The organism is Gordonibacter sp. RACS_AR68 (assembly GCF_030418485.1).
Classification (GTDB): domain Bacteria; phylum Actinomycetota; class Coriobacteriia; order Coriobacteriales; family Eggerthellaceae; genus Gordonibacter; species Gordonibacter urolithinfaciens.
Window position 1 is genome coordinate 784,635 of the sequence record NZ_JAIPUP010000001.1, and the last position, 15,230, is coordinate 799,864.

At 66.1% G+C, this 15,230-nt stretch carries 15 protein-coding genes; 7 read left to right on the plus strand and 8 right to left on the minus strand.

Annotated elements, in window-relative coordinates:
* The first annotated feature begins 23 nt into the window (after positions 1–23).
* The gene (locus tag K9U15_RS03320; protein ID WP_301155679.1) at positions 24–443 is read left to right on the plus strand and encodes an ATP-binding protein; all 420 of its coding nucleotides are present in this window, start codon (positions 24–26) and stop codon (positions 441–443) included.
* On the opposite strand, the gene K9U15_RS03325 is transcribed toward K9U15_RS03320, so the two are convergent.
* Both K9U15_RS03325 and K9U15_RS03330 read right to left on the minus strand, forming a co-directional pair.
* The gene (locus K9U15_RS03325; protein ID WP_096227307.1) at positions 440–829 is read right to left on the minus strand and encodes an MmcQ/YjbR family DNA-binding protein; all 390 of its coding nucleotides are present in this window, start codon (positions 827–829) and stop codon (positions 440–442) included. The genes K9U15_RS03320 and K9U15_RS03325 overlap by 4 nt on opposite strands.
* A complete protein-coding gene (locus tag K9U15_RS03330) occupies positions 826–2,010 on the minus strand; it encodes a M50 family metallopeptidase (protein ID WP_123672626.1) in 1,185 nt (394 codons plus the stop codon). Before K9U15_RS03330 ends, K9U15_RS03325 begins: the two co-directional genes overlap by 4 nt.
* A gap of 226 nt (positions 2,011–2,236) precedes the next feature.
* Here K9U15_RS03330 and K9U15_RS03335 point away from each other — a divergent pair, with 226 nt between their 5' ends.
* Positions 2,237–2,914, plus strand: a complete 678-nt coding sequence (locus K9U15_RS03335) for a TetR/AcrR family transcriptional regulator (protein ID WP_096227305.1) — start codon at positions 2,237–2,239, stop codon at positions 2,912–2,914.
* 320 nt (positions 2,915–3,234) lie between these two features.
* Positions 3,235–4,536 (plus strand): MFS transporter, encoded by a 1,302-nt coding sequence (locus K9U15_RS03340; RefSeq protein ID WP_096227304.1) that lies wholly within the window; start codon positions 3,235–3,237, stop codon positions 4,534–4,536.
* Here K9U15_RS03340 and K9U15_RS03345 read toward each other — a convergent pair.
* The 3 genes from K9U15_RS03345 to K9U15_RS03355 form a co-directional block, all read right to left on the minus strand.
* The gene (locus tag K9U15_RS03345) at positions 4,533–4,856 is read right to left on the minus strand and encodes a heavy metal-binding domain-containing protein (protein WP_087190114.1); all 324 of its coding nucleotides are present in this window, start codon (positions 4,854–4,856) and stop codon (positions 4,533–4,535) included. The genes K9U15_RS03340 and K9U15_RS03345 overlap by 4 nt on opposite strands.
* Before the next feature lie 115 nt (positions 4,857–4,971).
* Positions 4,972–6,261 carry a glycoside hydrolase family 3 protein gene (locus K9U15_RS03350; RefSeq protein WP_241557564.1) on the minus strand — a complete coding sequence of 430 codons (1,290 nt, stop codon included), beginning with the start codon at positions 6,259–6,261 and terminating at the stop codon, positions 4,972–4,974.
* A gap of 142 nt (positions 6,262–6,403) precedes the next feature.
* Positions 6,404–7,618 carry a diphosphate--fructose-6-phosphate 1-phosphotransferase gene (locus tag K9U15_RS03355; protein ID WP_096227303.1) on the minus strand — a complete coding sequence of 405 codons (1,215 nt, stop codon included), beginning with the start codon at positions 7,616–7,618 and terminating at the stop codon, positions 6,404–6,406.
* Between the two features lie 191 nt (positions 7,619–7,809).
* Between K9U15_RS03355 and K9U15_RS03360 the strand changes: the two genes are divergently transcribed.
* Together K9U15_RS03360 and K9U15_RS03365 are read left to right on the plus strand one after the other, a co-directional pair.
* Complete coding sequence (locus K9U15_RS03360) at positions 7,810–8,397, plus strand: TetR/AcrR family transcriptional regulator (protein WP_157780547.1); 588 nt, start codon at positions 7,810–7,812, stop codon at positions 8,395–8,397.
* A 130-nt stretch (positions 8,398–8,527) separates the two neighbouring features.
* The gene (locus tag K9U15_RS03365) at positions 8,528–9,145 is read left to right on the plus strand and encodes a class I SAM-dependent methyltransferase (RefSeq protein WP_224768090.1); all 618 of its coding nucleotides are present in this window, start codon (positions 8,528–8,530) and stop codon (positions 9,143–9,145) included.
* A 61-nt stretch (positions 9,146–9,206) separates the two neighbouring features.
* Here the strand turns inward: K9U15_RS03365 and K9U15_RS03370 are convergent, their stop codons facing one another.
* Positions 9,207–9,524, minus strand: a complete 318-nt coding sequence (locus K9U15_RS03370; RefSeq protein ID WP_123649911.1) for a hypothetical protein — start codon at positions 9,522–9,524, stop codon at positions 9,207–9,209.
* A 241-nt stretch (positions 9,525–9,765) separates the two neighbouring features.
* On the opposite strand from K9U15_RS03370, the gene K9U15_RS03375 reads away from it, so the two are divergent.
* The gene (locus tag K9U15_RS03375; RefSeq protein ID WP_096227300.1) at positions 9,766–12,210 is read left to right on the plus strand and encodes a ribonucleoside triphosphate reductase; all 2,445 of its coding nucleotides are present in this window, start codon (positions 9,766–9,768) and stop codon (positions 12,208–12,210) included.
* 447 nt (positions 12,211–12,657) lie between these two features.
* A complete protein-coding gene (locus K9U15_RS03380) occupies positions 12,658–13,668 on the plus strand; it encodes a YhcG family protein (protein WP_096227299.1) in 1,011 nt (336 codons plus the stop codon).
* 58 nt (positions 13,669–13,726) lie between these two features.
* Here the strand turns inward: K9U15_RS03380 and K9U15_RS03385 are convergent, their stop codons facing one another.
* Positions 13,727–14,653: a hypothetical protein gene (locus K9U15_RS03385; RefSeq protein ID WP_096227298.1), complete on the minus strand. Its 927-nt coding sequence runs from the start codon at positions 14,651–14,653 to the stop codon at positions 13,727–13,729.
* A complete protein-coding gene (locus K9U15_RS03390; protein ID WP_123672624.1) occupies positions 14,637–15,230 on the minus strand; it encodes an RNA polymerase sigma factor in 594 nt (197 codons plus the stop codon). The genes K9U15_RS03385 and K9U15_RS03390 overlap by 17 nt, the downstream gene beginning before the upstream one ends.

Consider the following 15,230-nt stretch of genomic DNA (forward strand, 5'->3'; position numbering starts at 1 on the left):
ACCTCGCGCTCGACCTGCGTCCCATGGCCGTGCTGCCGGCGCTGGCCGATGTGCTGGTGGGGCAGTTCCCCGCGTTCGAGCGGCGCGGATGGGAGCCGCGCGTGGACTTCGAGGACGAGGGGCTTTCCGTGGATGCCGATGCCGAGGCCCTCGCGCGCATCTTCGAGAACCTCGTGGGCAACGCGCTGCGCCACGGTTCGGGGCCGCTTGCGGTGGAGCAGCGCGGAGCCTGCGTGGCATTCGCGAACGAGGTTCCCGACCCCGCCGCCTTCGATCCCGAGCGCCTGTTCGAGCGCTTCTACCGGGCCGACGCCGCCCGCAGCGAGGTCGGGAGCGGCCTCGGCCTGGCCGTGTCCGCCAGCCTCGCCGCAGCCATGAGCATGCGCCTGTCCGCGCGCCTGGACGGAAACGTGCTGGTCGTGGAGCTGGCGCTGCCGGGTTAGGACTGTCCTTCAGCTATCTCTCGCTGCATCTTCTTCGTCAGCTTGGCGAACACGAGGTTGTAGGAGTGGCCGCACAGCTCGCGCAGAAGGTCTTCGGGCACGTCGCCGTCGAGGTCGACGGAGATCCAATGACGCTTGTCGGCGTAGAAGCCGGGGAGGATGTCGTCGGGATGCTCGGCGCGCAGCTGCTCGGCCCAGGCGGGGTCGCACTTAAGCGACACGAGGCGGCGGCCGGCGTATTCATGGTGCTGCGGGCCCGGCTGCATGGTGGCGGCGAACATCTTGCCGCCCACCTGATAGCGCTGCCATTCCCATTCCACCTTGTAGTCCGTCGTCGCGCCGGGCAGGCCCAGCAGGTAGGCGTCCAGCCATTCGTGCGCGGTCATCGTTGCGCTCCTTCCTCGGTTACGTCGGTTGCGTGCGCGGCTCGCTCGCGAAAGCGGACGTCGGCCGCGTCCATCAGCTCGCGCTCGCCCTCGATCTCGCTCGGGTAGGGGTAGCGCGCCGCTGCGCGGTCGAACTCCTCGCGAATGCGCCGCGCCGCTTCCTCGTCGCAGTTGGCGAGGAGCGCTTGGGCGTAGCGCGTGCGCAACACGGAGGGGAAGCTGCTCATGGCCTTCATGAGCTTGCGGGCGTCGGCGTCGAGGACGCGCTCGGCTTCCTCTGCGCGGCTCTCGCCCATGAGCTCGCAGTACGCGAGGTCCACCTTCAACAGCGAGCGATGCAGGCCGAGCATGCCTGTCTTGCGTTTTAGCAGGTCGCGAATGGCGTCTGCGGACTCGGAGGTGCGGCCCTCGTCCAGCAGCCGGTTGCAGGCGAGCACCGCCACGGACGCGATGAGGGGGTTGCGTAGGCGCTCGGCATCGGCTGGCACGGCGAACCAGGCGGCGGGCATGTCCTTCACGCGCAGGTCGTCCGCCTGGGCCTCGCCCACCTTGAGGATGGTCCAGAACGCCCGCAGCGCATCCGGCGATTCGCCTGCCGAGCGCAGGTTCTTGCCGTCGTTGTTCACGCCGCCGACGGTGAGCGGCAGGCCGTTCGTCAACGCGAACACGAAGCCGACGAGGGCGAGGAACGCGAAGAAGATCGCCGCGAGCCTCTGCGGCAGTGCGAAGGCGAGGGCTGCCGCTACCAAGGAGACCAGGGTGTTCGCCAGCACGCCGCCCAGGTTGTAGAGCCGGTAGGGGATGCGCCCGTCAACGAGGTCGGGCGGCCCCATGAGGCATTGCCCGCCTGTCCCTTGAATGGAGAGCCGCTTGAGGCACAGCCGTCCGTCTTGCTCGACCAGCATGAGGCTGCCCACGCGAAACGAGCGGAACCGGTAGCCGGTCGCCAGCCCGAGCACGAGGTGCCCCGCCTCGTGGACGACGACCTGCAAAATGCAGGCAACGACCAAGAGCGCGACGGCCGCGACGAGCCAGGCGACGGTGCCGAGCGGATCGCCCTCGCCGCTGCTCATGGCGTGCCCGATGAGGTAGCCGCCCACGGCGCCGGCCGCCATGAACAGCACGATGGCAAGCGCCTTCGCTCCCCACTGACGCTTCCGTTCGCTTCGCTTTGCCGTCACGCCCCCTGCCTTCCTTCGCCGCTTGTCCAAAGCCGCCTCCCAGTATCTCACATCGCTGCGAAGTTCGCCCTTGCTCCCTAGGCTCCAGTGTCGTAAGATACATACCGTCGGTATGTTTTAGGAAAACGACGCATTGGTTTTCGGCACGAAGGGAGCGATGCGGCGCGGGTTCCACTCGGATGCTTCACATTGAACATCCGTTCGTTCTATCGAAGAGGAGATATTCATGGCGCGCAACAAGTACCCTGAGGAGACGGTGAGCCGCATCCTCGATGCGGCCATGTGCCTGTTCCGCGAGAAGGGCTTCGAGCACACCACCATCCAAGACATCGTCGATCAGCTCGACGTGACGAAGGGGGCGGTGTACCACCACTTCAAATCGAAGGAGGACATCCTCAACGCCGCCATCGACCGCGAGAGCGAGCCGCTCATGCGGCTGCTGGTGGAGATCCGCGACGATCCGCGCATGACCGGCCTCGAGAAGATGCAGGCGCTGTTCGAGGCCTCGATGGAGGGCCCGCAGCTGCCCCTGAGCGCCGAGGTGGCTATCGCGCCCGACCCGGTGCGCAACAGTCGCTTTTTGGGCATGCAGTACCAGTCGATCATCAACGAGGTGGCTCCGCAATTCGTGGAGCCCATCATCCGCGAGGGCATGGCCGACGGCACCATCCGCACGGAGTATCCGCAGGAGATGGCCGAGGTCATCCTCATGCTGGCGAACCTGTGGGTGAGCCCCGCGTTCCGCCTGACCGACGCCGAGCAGATGCGCCGCCGCATGGACTACTACGTGGAGCTGCTGCACCTCATGGGCCTCGACGTGCAGCCCGGCCGCATCGCCGGCATGCTCGAGGAGTTCCGCGACGGCTACGAGCGCAATTTGCAGGAGAAAGGGGAGCGCGCATGATTGTTTGAGTGCTGGATCGGCCGTGGTGGTTGGGGTGCTCTGTTTTTTCGGCTGCGGTTGCGTCGTGCGTCTCTGCTTGGGTAGCGCCTTGTCGCCCGACTGCGGTTGCACCTCGTCCGCTGCTCGATGTTTCACGTGAAACATTTGTACTGAAAAAGCAGGTGCAGAATGGAGAGGGCTCCCCGCGGCCGCTGCGCGCCGCTGCATACCGTGGTACGCTGCCGCGCGTTTCTCGTCATCGCTGGATCGCTGCCTCGACTCAGCATCTTTTTTAACCAAGATACATACCAACCGAAGGTATGAAAAAAAGGAAAGAACCTGTGGACAAGCTTTTGAACCGGTCGTTCGTCTCGATCGTGATCGTGCAAATAGCCTCGCTGTTCGGCGACGCGGTGCTGCGGTTCGCGCTGCCGCTCTACGTGCTGAACGTGACGGGCTCCGCGGCGCTCATGGGGGCGGTGTCGGCGGCGGCATGGCTGCCGTACCTCGTGCTCACGCCCATCGGGGGCGTGGCGGCCGACCGCGTGAACAAGCGGCGCATCATGGCCGCGCTCGACACGCTGCTGGCGCTCACGTGCGCGGCGTTCCTCGCGCTCGACGGCACCGTGGACCTCGTGGGCCTGTGCATTTGCGCGCTCATCGTGCTGTACGCCGCGCAGAGCGTGTACCAGCCCACGGTGCAGGCGGCGGTTCCCTTCGTGGCGCCGCGCGAGGGCATCGTGCGCGCCACGGCCATCGTGAGCCAGATCAGCGCGCTGTCGGGTTTGGTGGGCCCCGTGATAGGCGGGCTCGTGTTCGGGCTGTTCGGCATCGAGCCGGTGGTGGCGGTGGCGGGAGCGGCCTTCGCCGTGTCGGCCGTGCTCATCGTGTGCGTGGTGCGCATCCCCTTCCAGCGCGCCGAGCGCAGCCAAGGCGTCCTGCGCATGGTGGCGGGCGACATCGCCGAGAGCTTCGCCTTCCTGCGCGGCGAGCGGCCGGTCATCCTCAAGACCATCCTGCTGGTGGCGGGCATCAACCTGACGCTGTCGGCGTTCATCATCATCGGCGCGCCGGTCACCGTGACGCAGATACTCGGGCTGCCGAACCAGTTCATGGGCTTCGCGGAAGGCGCGCTCGCGCTTGGCGGCCTGACCGGCGGCATCCTGGTTGGCGTGCTGGCGAAGCGCCTGACCTTGCGCCAAGCGCCCGTGTTCCTGTTCGTGGCGGCCGTTGCGCTCCTGCCCATCGCCGTGGTGCTGGGCGCTCCGTTGGACCCGCTCGTCGCCTACGGGGTGCTGGTGGCAAGCCTGTTCGTCTGCATGGCCTGCGCTACCATGTTCAGCATCCAGGGCATCTCGTTCATCCAGCTGGAAACGCCCGCGCACCTGGTGGGGAAGGTGATCGCGCTGGCCATGTCCTTGGCGAACTGCGCGCAGCCGGTGGGGCAGCTGGTGTACGGGGGGCTGTTCGACGCGCTTCGGGGCAACCTGGTGCCGGTGGCGCTGGGCACGGTCGCGGCCGCGCTCGTCATCGCGGCGCTCACGAGGCGCGTGCTCAAGCGCGGCTTGCCGGCGGAGGCGGGGGCGGCAAGCGGAGCTCCCGCCCCCGCGTCTGCCTTGGAGGCTCCCGAAGCGGGCGCCTAGGCCTGCTCGAGCGTGACGGCGGTACCGGACGCCGTCACCATGAGCATGTTGCCCTGGCCGAGCACCTCGTAGTCGATGTCCACGCCTACCACGGCGTGCGCGCCCAGGGCGGCGGCGCGCTGCTCCAGCTCGGCGAGCGCCTCGGAGCGCGCCTGCGTGAGCTCCTGCTCGTAGCCCTCGCTGCGACCGCCCACGATGTTGCGGATGCCCGCGCCGAAGTCGCGCAGGAAGTTGACGCCGGTGATGACTTCGCCGAACACGATGCCGTAGTAGCCGCTCACGCGGTAGCCGTCGACGGCGGGGGTGGTGGTGACGATCATGGTGCTTCCTTTCAGGTGGGTGAAACGAAGGGACGGGGTTATTGTCTCATTTCCCAGCAGGCTGCGACCCCCGGAGCGTGCGAGAACGAGAGAATCACCGCACGCTTCCCTTGCCTCACTCGCCGGCCAGCGCGAGCTTGGCCTTCACGATGCGCAAAACCGACTGGTCGATGCGTTCCTCGGAGAGGGAGCCCTCGCTCACGGCGTCGAGCACGCCCTGGTAGGCGGCGGCGAAGTCCTCCGGCATGAGCACGAGGTCCGCGCCGGCCTCGAGCGCCGCGACGCCCGCCTGGTTGGGGGTGCAGAAGTCGCCGACCGCGCCCATGGAGAGCGAGTCGGTGATGACGAGGCCTTGAAAGCCCAGCTCCCCGCGCAGGAGGTCGGTGACGGCCGCGGGGTTGAGCGAGGCGGGCACGTCGCTGCCGAACGCGTTCGGGGCGGTGAGGTGGCCCACCATGACCATCGGCACGCCGGCGTCGATGGCGGCCTTGAAGGGCGCGAGCTCCCAATCGCGCAGCTCGTCGAGCGTCTTCTCGCTGACGATGGCGCCCTCGTGGCTGTCTCCCATCACGCCGCCGATGCCGGGGAAGTGCTTGGCGCTGCAGAGCACGCCCGCCTCCGCAAAGCCCTCCACCTGCGCGGACACCATGCTGCCAACGATCGCGGGGTCGGTCCCGAACGAGCGCAGCGCCATGACGTCCGTGGAGGGGTCGCCGCAGACGTCGGAGTCGGGCGCGAAGTCGAGGTTGAAGCCGAGGTCGCTCAGGTAGCCGCCGATGCGCGCGGCAACGGCCTTGGCCTGCGCCGTGTCGCCCGCCGCGCCCACGTCGGCCATGTTCCCCTCGTTGGGGATGTCGAAGCCGGGGTTGCCGCCGATGCGGCTCACGGTGCCGCCCTCCTCGTCCACGCCGACGAACAGCGGCAGCCCGCACGCGCCCTGCGCGAAGGCCTGGGAGTTCGCGATCATTTCGCGCGTCTGGTCGGCTGAGAGCAGGTTCTTCTGGAAGTACACGAGGCCGCCCACAGGGTAGGCGGCGAGCGCCTGCTGCGTGGCAGATCCGGCCTGCGTGGCGGTGTCCACCCCGGTGATGGCCTCGGGCGTGACCACGAACAGCTGCGCGACCTTCTGCTCGAGCGTGAGGGAAGCCGCATTCTCGGCGGTGCGCTCGTCGAGCGTGGGGACGGCCGCGGGCTTGGGCGCGGACGGCGCGGGCGTGGGCGTGGGCGCAGGCTCGGCGGGCTGCGACTCGCGCTCGTCGCGCACGCCGCCGAACTCGCTCTCCGGCGACTCCGGCGCGTCGGTCGCCGCAGGCGCGGAGCACCCGGCGGCGCAGCAGAGCATCATCAAGGCGAGCGCCGCGGCGGCCGCCTTCTTCCGCATGGTTCCTCGTTCCATCAGGCTCATCACGCCCCTCCTTCGCAATCGGCGAGAGCGCGAACAAGTATAGGCGCGCGACGGGGCCCGCTCGCGCAGGCCCCGCAGCTTCACGTGAAAGTTGAGCGTCCGATCTCCGAGGCCCCGGCTCCTCCGTTGCGCCGGCCGCCGCCTAGCGCCGGTTGAACGGCACGATGGTGGCGGGGATGCCGCCGTCCATCACCACGCGCGGCTCGCCCTTGATGAGCGGGCGGAAGTAGTCCAGCGCCTCCGGCGCGATGCCCTGGTAGTCCGGCAGGATCCACTCGGCGGGGAAGCGCCGCACGAAGTTGGCGAACTCGGAGGCCGGCGCCGCGAAGAACTTCGCGTTGTAGAGCCCCTCCGCAGCCGCCGCCTCGTCGCGGCGCACGCCCACCACCTGGCCGGTGAACGCAGGGTCGGCGCTGCGCATGTGGGCGCTCAGCCCCAGCTCCCATGCCTCGGTGCGGTCGACGATGCTCTGCGCGAAGTTGCTGGAGCGCGCCGCGCGCGAGAGGTCCTGCACGATGCCGCGCGGCACGATGCCCGCGTCCACGATCATCTGCTTGATGGTGGCTGCGGCACCGCCCAGCACGGCGTGCGCGAACCCGTCGTCGGCCGCGTTGCCGGCGGAGAGGTACGCACCGTCCGCGTAGTGAGCGCCCTCGGACGTGACGATGTAGCACTTGCCCGTCTCGTCGAACTTTCGGCGCACCTCTGCCAGGAACGCCTCGCGGTCGAAGTCCACCTCCGGCAGCACGAGCAAATCCACGTCGCCGGTGACGCAGCAGCTCGCGGCGAGCCAGCCCGCGTCGCGGCCCATCACCTCGAGCACGAACACCTCGGGGCGCGTGTACGCGTCGTAATCCAGCCGCGTGGCGTGCGTGATCTCGCAGGCCACCTTCGCCGCGCTCGGAAAGCCGGGGCAGTGGTCCACCGGCACGAGGTCGTTGTCCACCGTCTTGGGGATGCCGATGAACCGCTTGCCCGGCGCGTTGTCGTGCGCCCATTCGGCTAGCGCGTCCACGGTGTCCATGGAGTCGTTGCCGCCGATGTAGAACATCGTCGTGATGTCGTGCGCGTCCATGACCTCAACAAGGCGATGGTAGTCGGCGTCGTTGCCGCGCTTGAGCTTGTAGCGGCACGTGCCGAGCGCCGACGACGGCGTCTGCTGCAAGAGCTCGATGTCGCGGCCGGTGAGGTCGGTGAGGTCGTAGAGCTTCCCGTCCAGCGTGCCCTCGATGCCGTAGAGGCCGCCGAACACGCGGTCGTACAGGGGGTTCAGCTGGTTGGCGCGCACGACGCCGGCCAGGCTGGAGTTGATGACGGCGGTGGGCCCGCCGGATTGCGCGACGAGGCAGTTGGCCATGATGCGCTCCTGTTCTCTTCGGTAGTTGCCGAGTATCGCGCGACGAGGCCAGTTCGTCAACGCCTCGCAACCTTGGCCTCGCGAAAGGCCACGCGAAATCTGCAACGGACTTGATGACTGAACAATATTCATTGACGCTTGTTCAATAAAGCGGTACGATGGCGGGGAGGCGAGCGAAAGGAGGGGCGCGTATGGTGCGCATCGTGAAGGCACCGGACGACCGCAGGCGCGAGATTCTCGACACGGCCATGGACCTGTTCGCGGAGAAGGGGCTCGAGGGCGTGTCCATGCGGGACATCGCCCGGCGCATGGGCACTGCGCCGGGGCTCGTGTACCACTACTTCGACTCGAAGCGGAAGCTGCTCGACGAGGCCATGGAGCGGTACGTGGAGGAGTGCACCGAAGGGCTCGTGAACCTCTTGCGCTCCACCGACCTGGGATTCCGCGAGAAGGTGGACGCGCTCTACGACGACATCGGCGACGAGCGGCTCCAACGCCACAGCGATTTCTTCCACCGGCAGGGCAACGAGGGCTTCCATCGCCAGCTGTCCCTGCGGCTGTGCGAGCACGTGCAACCGCACATGGCGGCGGCTCTCGAGCAGGCGCGCCGCAGCGAGGGCCTCATCGTGCGCGACCCCGAGACGCTGGCGAGCTTCCTTCTGCACGGCCACATCGGCATCCTCTCCGCGCACGGGGACGCGGACGCGCAGACGGTCGCCCGCCTGCGGGAGTACGCGCACGTGCTGATCGACTCGCAGACGGAGCGCCCGGAAGCCTGAAAACCGTACGAATGTTTCAGGTGAACATCGGGGCCGTCGCCCGTGCGACGCAACCCGATCAAGCCCGGTGCAGAGCCGGGCTTCTTTCGACACTGGGATTGAATTTTGTTCAATGAAAGGATGGGGCGCCATGGACCAGCTCAAAGAGAAGTCGCGGAAGGCCTTCGACGCGCAGGCGGCAGACTACGACCGCACCGAAAAGGGAGCCCATGCGCGCCGGCTCTACCCGCATGTGCTCGCGGCGCTCGATGGCGTGCGGGAAGGCGAGCTGCTCGACGTGGGGTGCGGCACGGGCGCGCTCGCGCGGCTCGTGCTGGAGCAGGGGCCGAAGCGCCGGGTGACCGGTGTCGACCTCGCGCCCGGCATGGTGGCGCATGCTCGCGCGAGCTTGGCCGCTTTCGGCGATCGCGCGCGCATCGCGGAAGCCGACAGCGAGCGGCTGCCGTTCCACGAGGAGTCGTTCGACGCAGCGTACTGCAACGACTCATTCCACCACTACCCGGATCCCGGGAAGGCGGTGTTCGAGATCTGGCGGGTGATGCGCCCCGGGGGCCTGCTCGTGGTGGGCGACTGCACCCTGCCCGCGCCGGTGCGGGCCGTCATGAACGCATCGCTGCGCTTCTCGTCCGAGGGCGACGTGCACATCTACTCGAAGGGCGAGTACGAGCGCATCCTCGGGCGGTGGTTCTCCTCCGTGGCGTGGCGGCGCGTCGAAGGCTCGGCGTGTCTCGTGGAGGCGCGCAAGTAGAGCCGCTTCTTCGGCGTCCGCGTCATTCCACGCCTCGCAGCTCGGCTCAGGGGGTGATGGGTCATGGCGGGTCCTTTCGCTGGCACGGAGCGGGGACGGCGGGGACGTTGTGGGGGATGGCGAAGGCGCCGGGACGCCGTTCGAGCGCGCGACCGCGGAAGAACAGCACGAGCGCGTCGACGACGTCCGCGAAGAAGAACGTCTGCAGGACGATGTGCGCCGCGCATTCGCCGGTTGAGATGCGCCTGCTTCCGCGCCATTCTGCCGGCTTCCGCCCGCCGAATTCCACGAGAAACAGATAGCCGCAGGTGGCCTTTTCCGCACCTTGCTCACGGGGTGCGGAGGGAGGTTTGTTCTGTTGCCGCAGGTCGCCTTTCATAGAGCTTACCGGGATGCTCGTATAAAACCCCAGATGGCAAAACATACCATATCTAGTTGGTTCACCTCTTTGGAACTTCAACATATGGGTGACAGAAGTTGACGAGGAGGCGCGACGCTGGTAGGGTGTGGGCTACCGATTCCCGACCGATCGCAAACCCCATCTGCGCCTGCCGGCGCCATGCTGCACGCGGTCGACCAATCGTAGAAGCAACGCGGAAGCAAGCGAAAAAGGAGCGACCATGTACGAGGTTCAGAAGCGCGACGGCAAGATCGCGGAATTCGACATCGCCAAGATTTCAAGCGCCATCGCCAAGGCGTTCGACGCCTTGGGCAAGCAGTACCATCCGTCGACCATCGACCTCCTGGCCCTCAACGTGACCGCCCATTTCGAACCGAAGATCAGGGACGGCATCGTCAGCGTAGAGGACGTGCAGGACAGCGTGGAGGAGGTGCTCTCCACAGCCGGCTACGCCGATGTGGCGAAGTCCTACATCCTGTACCGCAAGCAGCGCGAGAAGGTGCGCAACGCTAACGCGACGCTGCTGGACTACAAGGACCTTGTGGACCAGTACGTCAAAGTGGAGGACTGGCGCGTGAAGGAGAACTCCACGGTCACGTACTCCGTGGGCGGCCTCATCCTGTCGAACTCCGGCGCCATCACGGCGAACTACTGGCTCTCCGAGATCTACGACGACGAGGTGGCGAAGGCGCACCGCGACGCCGACATCCACCTGCACGATCTGTCCATGCTCACGGGCTACTGCGCGGGCTGGTCGCTCAAGCAGCTCATCCAGGAGGGGCTCGGCGGCGTGCCCGGCAAGATCACGTCGAAGCCGGCGAGCCACCTGTCGAGCCTCTGCAACCAGATGGTGAACTTCCTCGGCATCATGCAGAACGAGTGGGCCGGCGCGCAGGCGTTCAGCAGTTTCGACACCTACCTCGCGCCGTTCGTGAAGGCGGACGGCCTGTCCTACGAGGAGACGAAGCAGTGCGTCGAGTCGTTCGTGTTCGGCGTGAACACGCCGTCGCGCTGGGGCACGCAGGCGCCGTTCAGCAACATCACGCTCGACTGGGTGTGCCCGGCCGACCTGCGCGACCAGCCGGCCATCGTGGGCGGACGCGAGCAGGGCTTCACCTACGGCGACTGCCAGGCCGAGATGGACATGGTGAACAAGGCGTTTATCGAGATCATGATCGAGGGCGATGCGAACGGCCGCGGCTTCCAGTACCCCATCCCCACCTATTCCATCACGCGCGACTTCGACTGGAGCGAGACGGAGAACAACCGCTTGCTGTTCGAGATGACCAGCAAGTACGGTACCCCCTACTTCTCCAACTACATCAACTCCGACATGGAGCCCTCCGACGTGCGCTCCATGTGCTGCCGCCTGCGCCTCGACCTGCGCGAGCTGCGCAAGAAGTCGGGCGGGTTCTTCGGAAGCGGCGAGTCCACGGGCTCCATCGGCGTCGTGACCATCAACATGCCGCGCATCGCCTACCAGGCGGTGGACGAGGCCGACTTCTACCGACGCCTCGACCACCTCATGGACGTGTCCGCGCGCTCGCTCCACACGAAGCGCGAGGTCATCACGAAGCTGCTCGACGCGGGCCTCTACCCGTACACGAAGCGCTACCTGGGCACGTTCGAGAACCACTTCTCCACGATCGGTCTCGTGGGCATGAACGAGGCGTGCCTGAACGCCAGCTGGCTGCGCGCCGATATGACGCAGGAGGCGGCGCAGGCGTTCACGAAGGACGTGCTCAACCACATGCGCGCCCGCCTGGCCGACTACCAGGAGGAGTACGGCGACCTGTACAACCTCGAGGCCACGCCGGCCGAGAGCACCACGTACCGCTTCGCCAAGCACGACAAGGAGCAGTTCCCGGACATCATCTCGGCCAACGACCAGGGCAAGCCGTACTACACGAACTCCTCGCATTTGCCGGTGGGCTTCACCGACGACATCTTCAGCGCGCTCGACGTGCAGGACGAGCTGCAGACGCTCTACACGTCCGGCACCGTGTTCCATGCGTTCTTGGGCGAGAAGCTGCCCGACTGGAAGGCGGCCGCCACGCTCGTGCGCAAGATCGCCGAGAACTACAAGCTGCCGTATTACACCATGTCGCCCACGTACTCCGTGTGCAAGAACCACGGCTACATCGCCGGCGAGGTGTACGAGTGCCCGTGCTGCCACGAGGAGACCGAGGTGTACTCGCGCATCACCGGCTACTATCGCCCGGTGAAGAACTGGAACGACGGCAAGTCTCAGGAGTTCGCCGACCGCGTGGAGTACGACCTGGGGCATTCGCATCTGACGCGCGAAGGCGCCGTGGCCGTGACGGCGGCAGCCGAGACCGCCGGCCAGGCCGGCTCGCACGTGACGGTTTCGGGCATCGAAGAGCCGGCGACCGCGCCCGAGCACAGTGCGCTGCCTGCTGGTTTGTACCTGGTAGCAACGCGCACGTGCCCGAACTGCAAGTTCGCGGCGGCCGAGATGGATGCCGCCGGCATCGCCTACGAGGAGCTGTTGGCCGAGGAGAACGTGGAGCTGGCGCAGCGCTATCGCATCATGCAGGCGCCGACGCTGCTCGAGGTGGGTGCGGACGGTACCGTGGAGGTGACGGCCGGCGCGGCGGCGGTGTTCCAGAAGGTCAACGCGATGCGCGCCCAAGTGGTGGCGTAAGGCGCCGAGCAAGCAAGCAGGTTGAGGGCCGGGTCGATGCGATCCGGCCCTTTTTGATGGAGGGAGAAGTTCGCTACACCGTGTGTAGCGAATTCGGAACACGCTGAGTTCCGAATTGTGCGCACAGCGTGCGCACAATTCTCAAACTCGAGGAGAGGGTTCTTTGCATGTTGTGTACCGAATTCGGCACTCAGCGAGGGCTGAATTCTAAATGAACAAAATTAACGTACAAACGTTCCTTTTATGTGGTAGAATAGCTTCAGAAACGAGCCAGTGCAAGCGCATCCCGAATCCGCTCGTCGTCGGGATGCCCATAGATGGCGGTGGGTTCCGCGCCGCCCGTACCACGCTTGCAAGATCCTCGAAGCCAACGGAATGCCCTTCGCGCCGCCGCGCTTGCGCGCGCATGCGCGGCGGCGCGCCGGAAGGGGACGAGAGGAGCGAGGCATGGACGATCCGATGGCGAGGAAAGACGCGGCAGTGTACGACTCGGTGCGCGGCACGCTCGAGGCGGCGCGGAAGAAGGCCGCGGTTGCCGTGAACGATGCTATGGTGGAGGCGTACTGGGAGATCGGCCGTCAGATCGTGGAGGCGCAGGGCGACCGTGCCGAGTACGGCAAGCATCTCATGGAGTACCTGTCCGAACGTCTGACGAAGGAGTTCGGACGGGCGTACACCAAGCGGAACCTTCACTACATGCGGCAGTTTTACTTGGCGTTTCCAATTGTGAACACACTGTGTTCACAATTGAGCTGGTCTCACTACCGCCTGCTCATGCGCGTGGAGGACGAGAGGAAGCGCCTGTTCTACATGCGCGAAGCGGTCGATCAGCGCTGGACGGTGCGCCAGCTCGATCGCGAGATCCACTCCTTCTATTACGAACGCCTCTTGGCGACGCGCGAGGAGGGGCGCGAGTCCGTCCGGCAGGAGGTCAAAGTGCTCGAGCCGCCCACCAAGGCTGACGGCCTGCTCAAGGACCCCTACGTGCTCGATTTCCTCGACATGGGCGGCCGCACCGACTACCGCGAGGACGATTTGGAGCAGGCGCTCATGGACCGGCTGCAGGAGTTCCTCCTAGAGCTCGGCAGGGGCTTCGCATTCGTCGCGCGCCAGCAGCGCATCGCCGCGGAGACGGAGAGCTACTACGTCGACCTCGTGTTCTACCACTGCATCCTGAAATGCTACGTCCTCATAGACCTCAAGACGGGCAAGATCACGCCGCAGGATGTCGGTCAGATGGACTTCTACGTGCGCCTGTACGACGACCGCTGCACGCAACCGGACGACAACCCCACTATCGGCATCATCCTCTGCGCGACGAAGGACGCAACCGTGGCACGCTACTCGGCCCTCGCCGATGACAAAGGCCTGTTCGCGTCGCGCTACACGCTGTGCCTCCCCACCGAGGAGGAGCTAGCGCGTGCCCTCGAGCCCACAAGCGCGTTGTTCCTCGAGTAGGGTGCGGGAGACGGTATGAACGGCCTGCTCCTGCGCCCGGCGCCTTCGCTTCGGCTGTCTAGTTGCCGGTTATTTCGGTGAAGGTAAAGCTGGTCGGGTTGCCCAGGTCGGGGGCTTCTATGAGATACGACTTGGTTTGGGTCGAGCCGTCGGCGAACGTGGCCGTCGCGCTGAGTACCGAGCCTGTCAGCTCGCGTGCGGCCCCTTCTTCGACGGCGGCATCCAGTTGTGCGGAAGCCTCGTATGAGTGACCCTCGGCCATCAGGCGGCGATACGCTTCGAGGCCCGATTCCGAAAGGGGGAACCCAACATATATTTCAACGATGCGCGTGTTGTCGATCGATTCTTGGTGGCTGAAGTCGAACGTGGCGGTCTTAGGATAATGGTATACATGGACGCCCTCCGCTCGCTGCTCCTGCGTGACGGTTGTGTCGATGATCTCGAAATAGCTGCGTTCTCCCTCGATCTCGTAGGTTATGGTCTCGATGTTGTTTCCGGTGCAGCGTATGTTGAAATGATACTTGTACCCGGCCCATTCGTAGCTCCAGAACGAGTCGTCGGCAGGGTTGTACCACGGCCCGCTGTAGCCTCCGCCGCCTTTGAATTGGCTCGTATCGAGCTCCAATGAGTTCTCTTTCGCTACGGGTTCTTTTGCAGCGTTCTCGTCCGGCGACGGGGGCTCTGCCATGAGGTCGTTGACGATGCCGAACCCGCCCGGCGAGTTGAGGGCGAGCGCGGTCGTGCCCGCACCGAGCAGCAAGGCAGCGCAGGCGGCTATGACGAGGATCCTGGTCCGATGATGCCTGAAAAACACAGACGGGCGGCTGGGGCCCTTTCCCGTTGCTGCGGTGCTCGCACCGCCACGACGCGCGCGGGCTTCCTTGAGGACGGCTTCTCTCAACTGCTCGGGAGCACGCAAATCGCTCATCATGGCTTGGTAGTCGTCGAGGGTGGGAGGTTGAGGACGGTTATGCTGTTCGGCCATGGTCCGGCTCCTTTCTCGACACGGTGCTGCCAGCTTGCTCAAGCTGCTCGTCCAGCAACGTTGTCCGAAGGCGCTCGCGCGCCCGGTGGAGGCGGGTGCGGACGGTGCTCGGCTTGCAGCCTGCAATGCGGGCGATCTCCTCGGTCGAATAGCCTTCTGCGTAGTGCAGGTGAACGGTGGTGCGCAGGTCGGGCGGCAACGCGCCGACAACTTCCCAGATATCCGCCCGGAAGGCATCGGGCGCGGGAATGTCGATGTGCTCCTGCTCCAACCCGCCGGTGCGGCGGTTCCAGCTCAGCCGCGCGATATCGTGGCAGCGGTTGATGGTGACGCGCAGCAGCCACGCCTTCAGGTGTTCGTCGCTCTCGAAGGCGGCCGTGTGCTCCAGCAGGCGCATGAACACGTCTTGGTACACGTCGTCGGCGTCGCTCGGCGAACCCGTCTGCGCGAGCGCCACTCGATACACCGTGTCGCCCCACGCATCCATGGCGCGTTTCAGGAACGCGTCCGAACGAAGCGGGCAAGGGTTGTCGGCCGCATCGGTACGGCCCGTTTTGCGCTTAAACGGAATGTGCAT

Coding starts and splice junctions, on each gene's coding strand:
- K9U15_RS03320 (WP_301155679.1), top strand. CDS start 24: ATGGCCGTGCTGCCGGCGCTGGCCGATGTGCTGGTGGGGCAGTTCCCC.
- K9U15_RS03325 (WP_096227307.1), bottom strand. CDS start 829: ATGACCGCGCACGAATGGCTGGACGCCTACCTGCTGGGCCTGCCCGGC.
- K9U15_RS03335 (WP_096227305.1), top strand. CDS start 2,237: ATGGCGCGCAACAAGTACCCTGAGGAGACGGTGAGCCGCATCCTCGAT.
- K9U15_RS03345 (WP_087190114.1), bottom strand. CDS start 4,856: ATGATCGTCACCACCACCCCCGCCGTCGACGGCTACCGCGTGAGCGGC.
- K9U15_RS03350 (WP_241557564.1), bottom strand. CDS start 6,261: ATGAGCCTGATGGAACGAGGAACCATGCGGAAGAAGGCGGCCGCCGCG.
- K9U15_RS03355 (WP_096227303.1), bottom strand. CDS start 7,618: ATGGCCAACTGCCTCGTCGCGCAATCCGGCGGGCCCACCGCCGTCATC.
- K9U15_RS03360 (WP_157780547.1), top strand. CDS start 7,810: ATGGTGCGCATCGTGAAGGCACCGGACGACCGCAGGCGCGAGATTCTC.
- K9U15_RS03365 (WP_224768090.1), top strand. CDS start 8,528: ATGGACCAGCTCAAAGAGAAGTCGCGGAAGGCCTTCGACGCGCAGGCG.
- K9U15_RS03370 (WP_123649911.1), bottom strand. CDS start 9,524: ATGAAAGGCGACCTGCGGCAACAGAACAAACCTCCCTCCGCACCCCGT.
- K9U15_RS03375 (WP_096227300.1), top strand. CDS start 9,766: ATGTACGAGGTTCAGAAGCGCGACGGCAAGATCGCGGAATTCGACATC.
- K9U15_RS03380 (WP_096227299.1), top strand. CDS start 12,658: ATGGACGATCCGATGGCGAGGAAAGACGCGGCAGTGTACGACTCGGTG.
- K9U15_RS03385 (WP_096227298.1), bottom strand. CDS start 14,653: ATGGCCGAACAGCATAACCGTCCTCAACCTCCCACCCTCGACGACTAC.
- K9U15_RS03390 (WP_123672624.1), bottom strand. CDS start 15,230: ATGCACATTCCGTTTAAGCGCAAAACGGGCCGTACCGATGCGGCCGAC.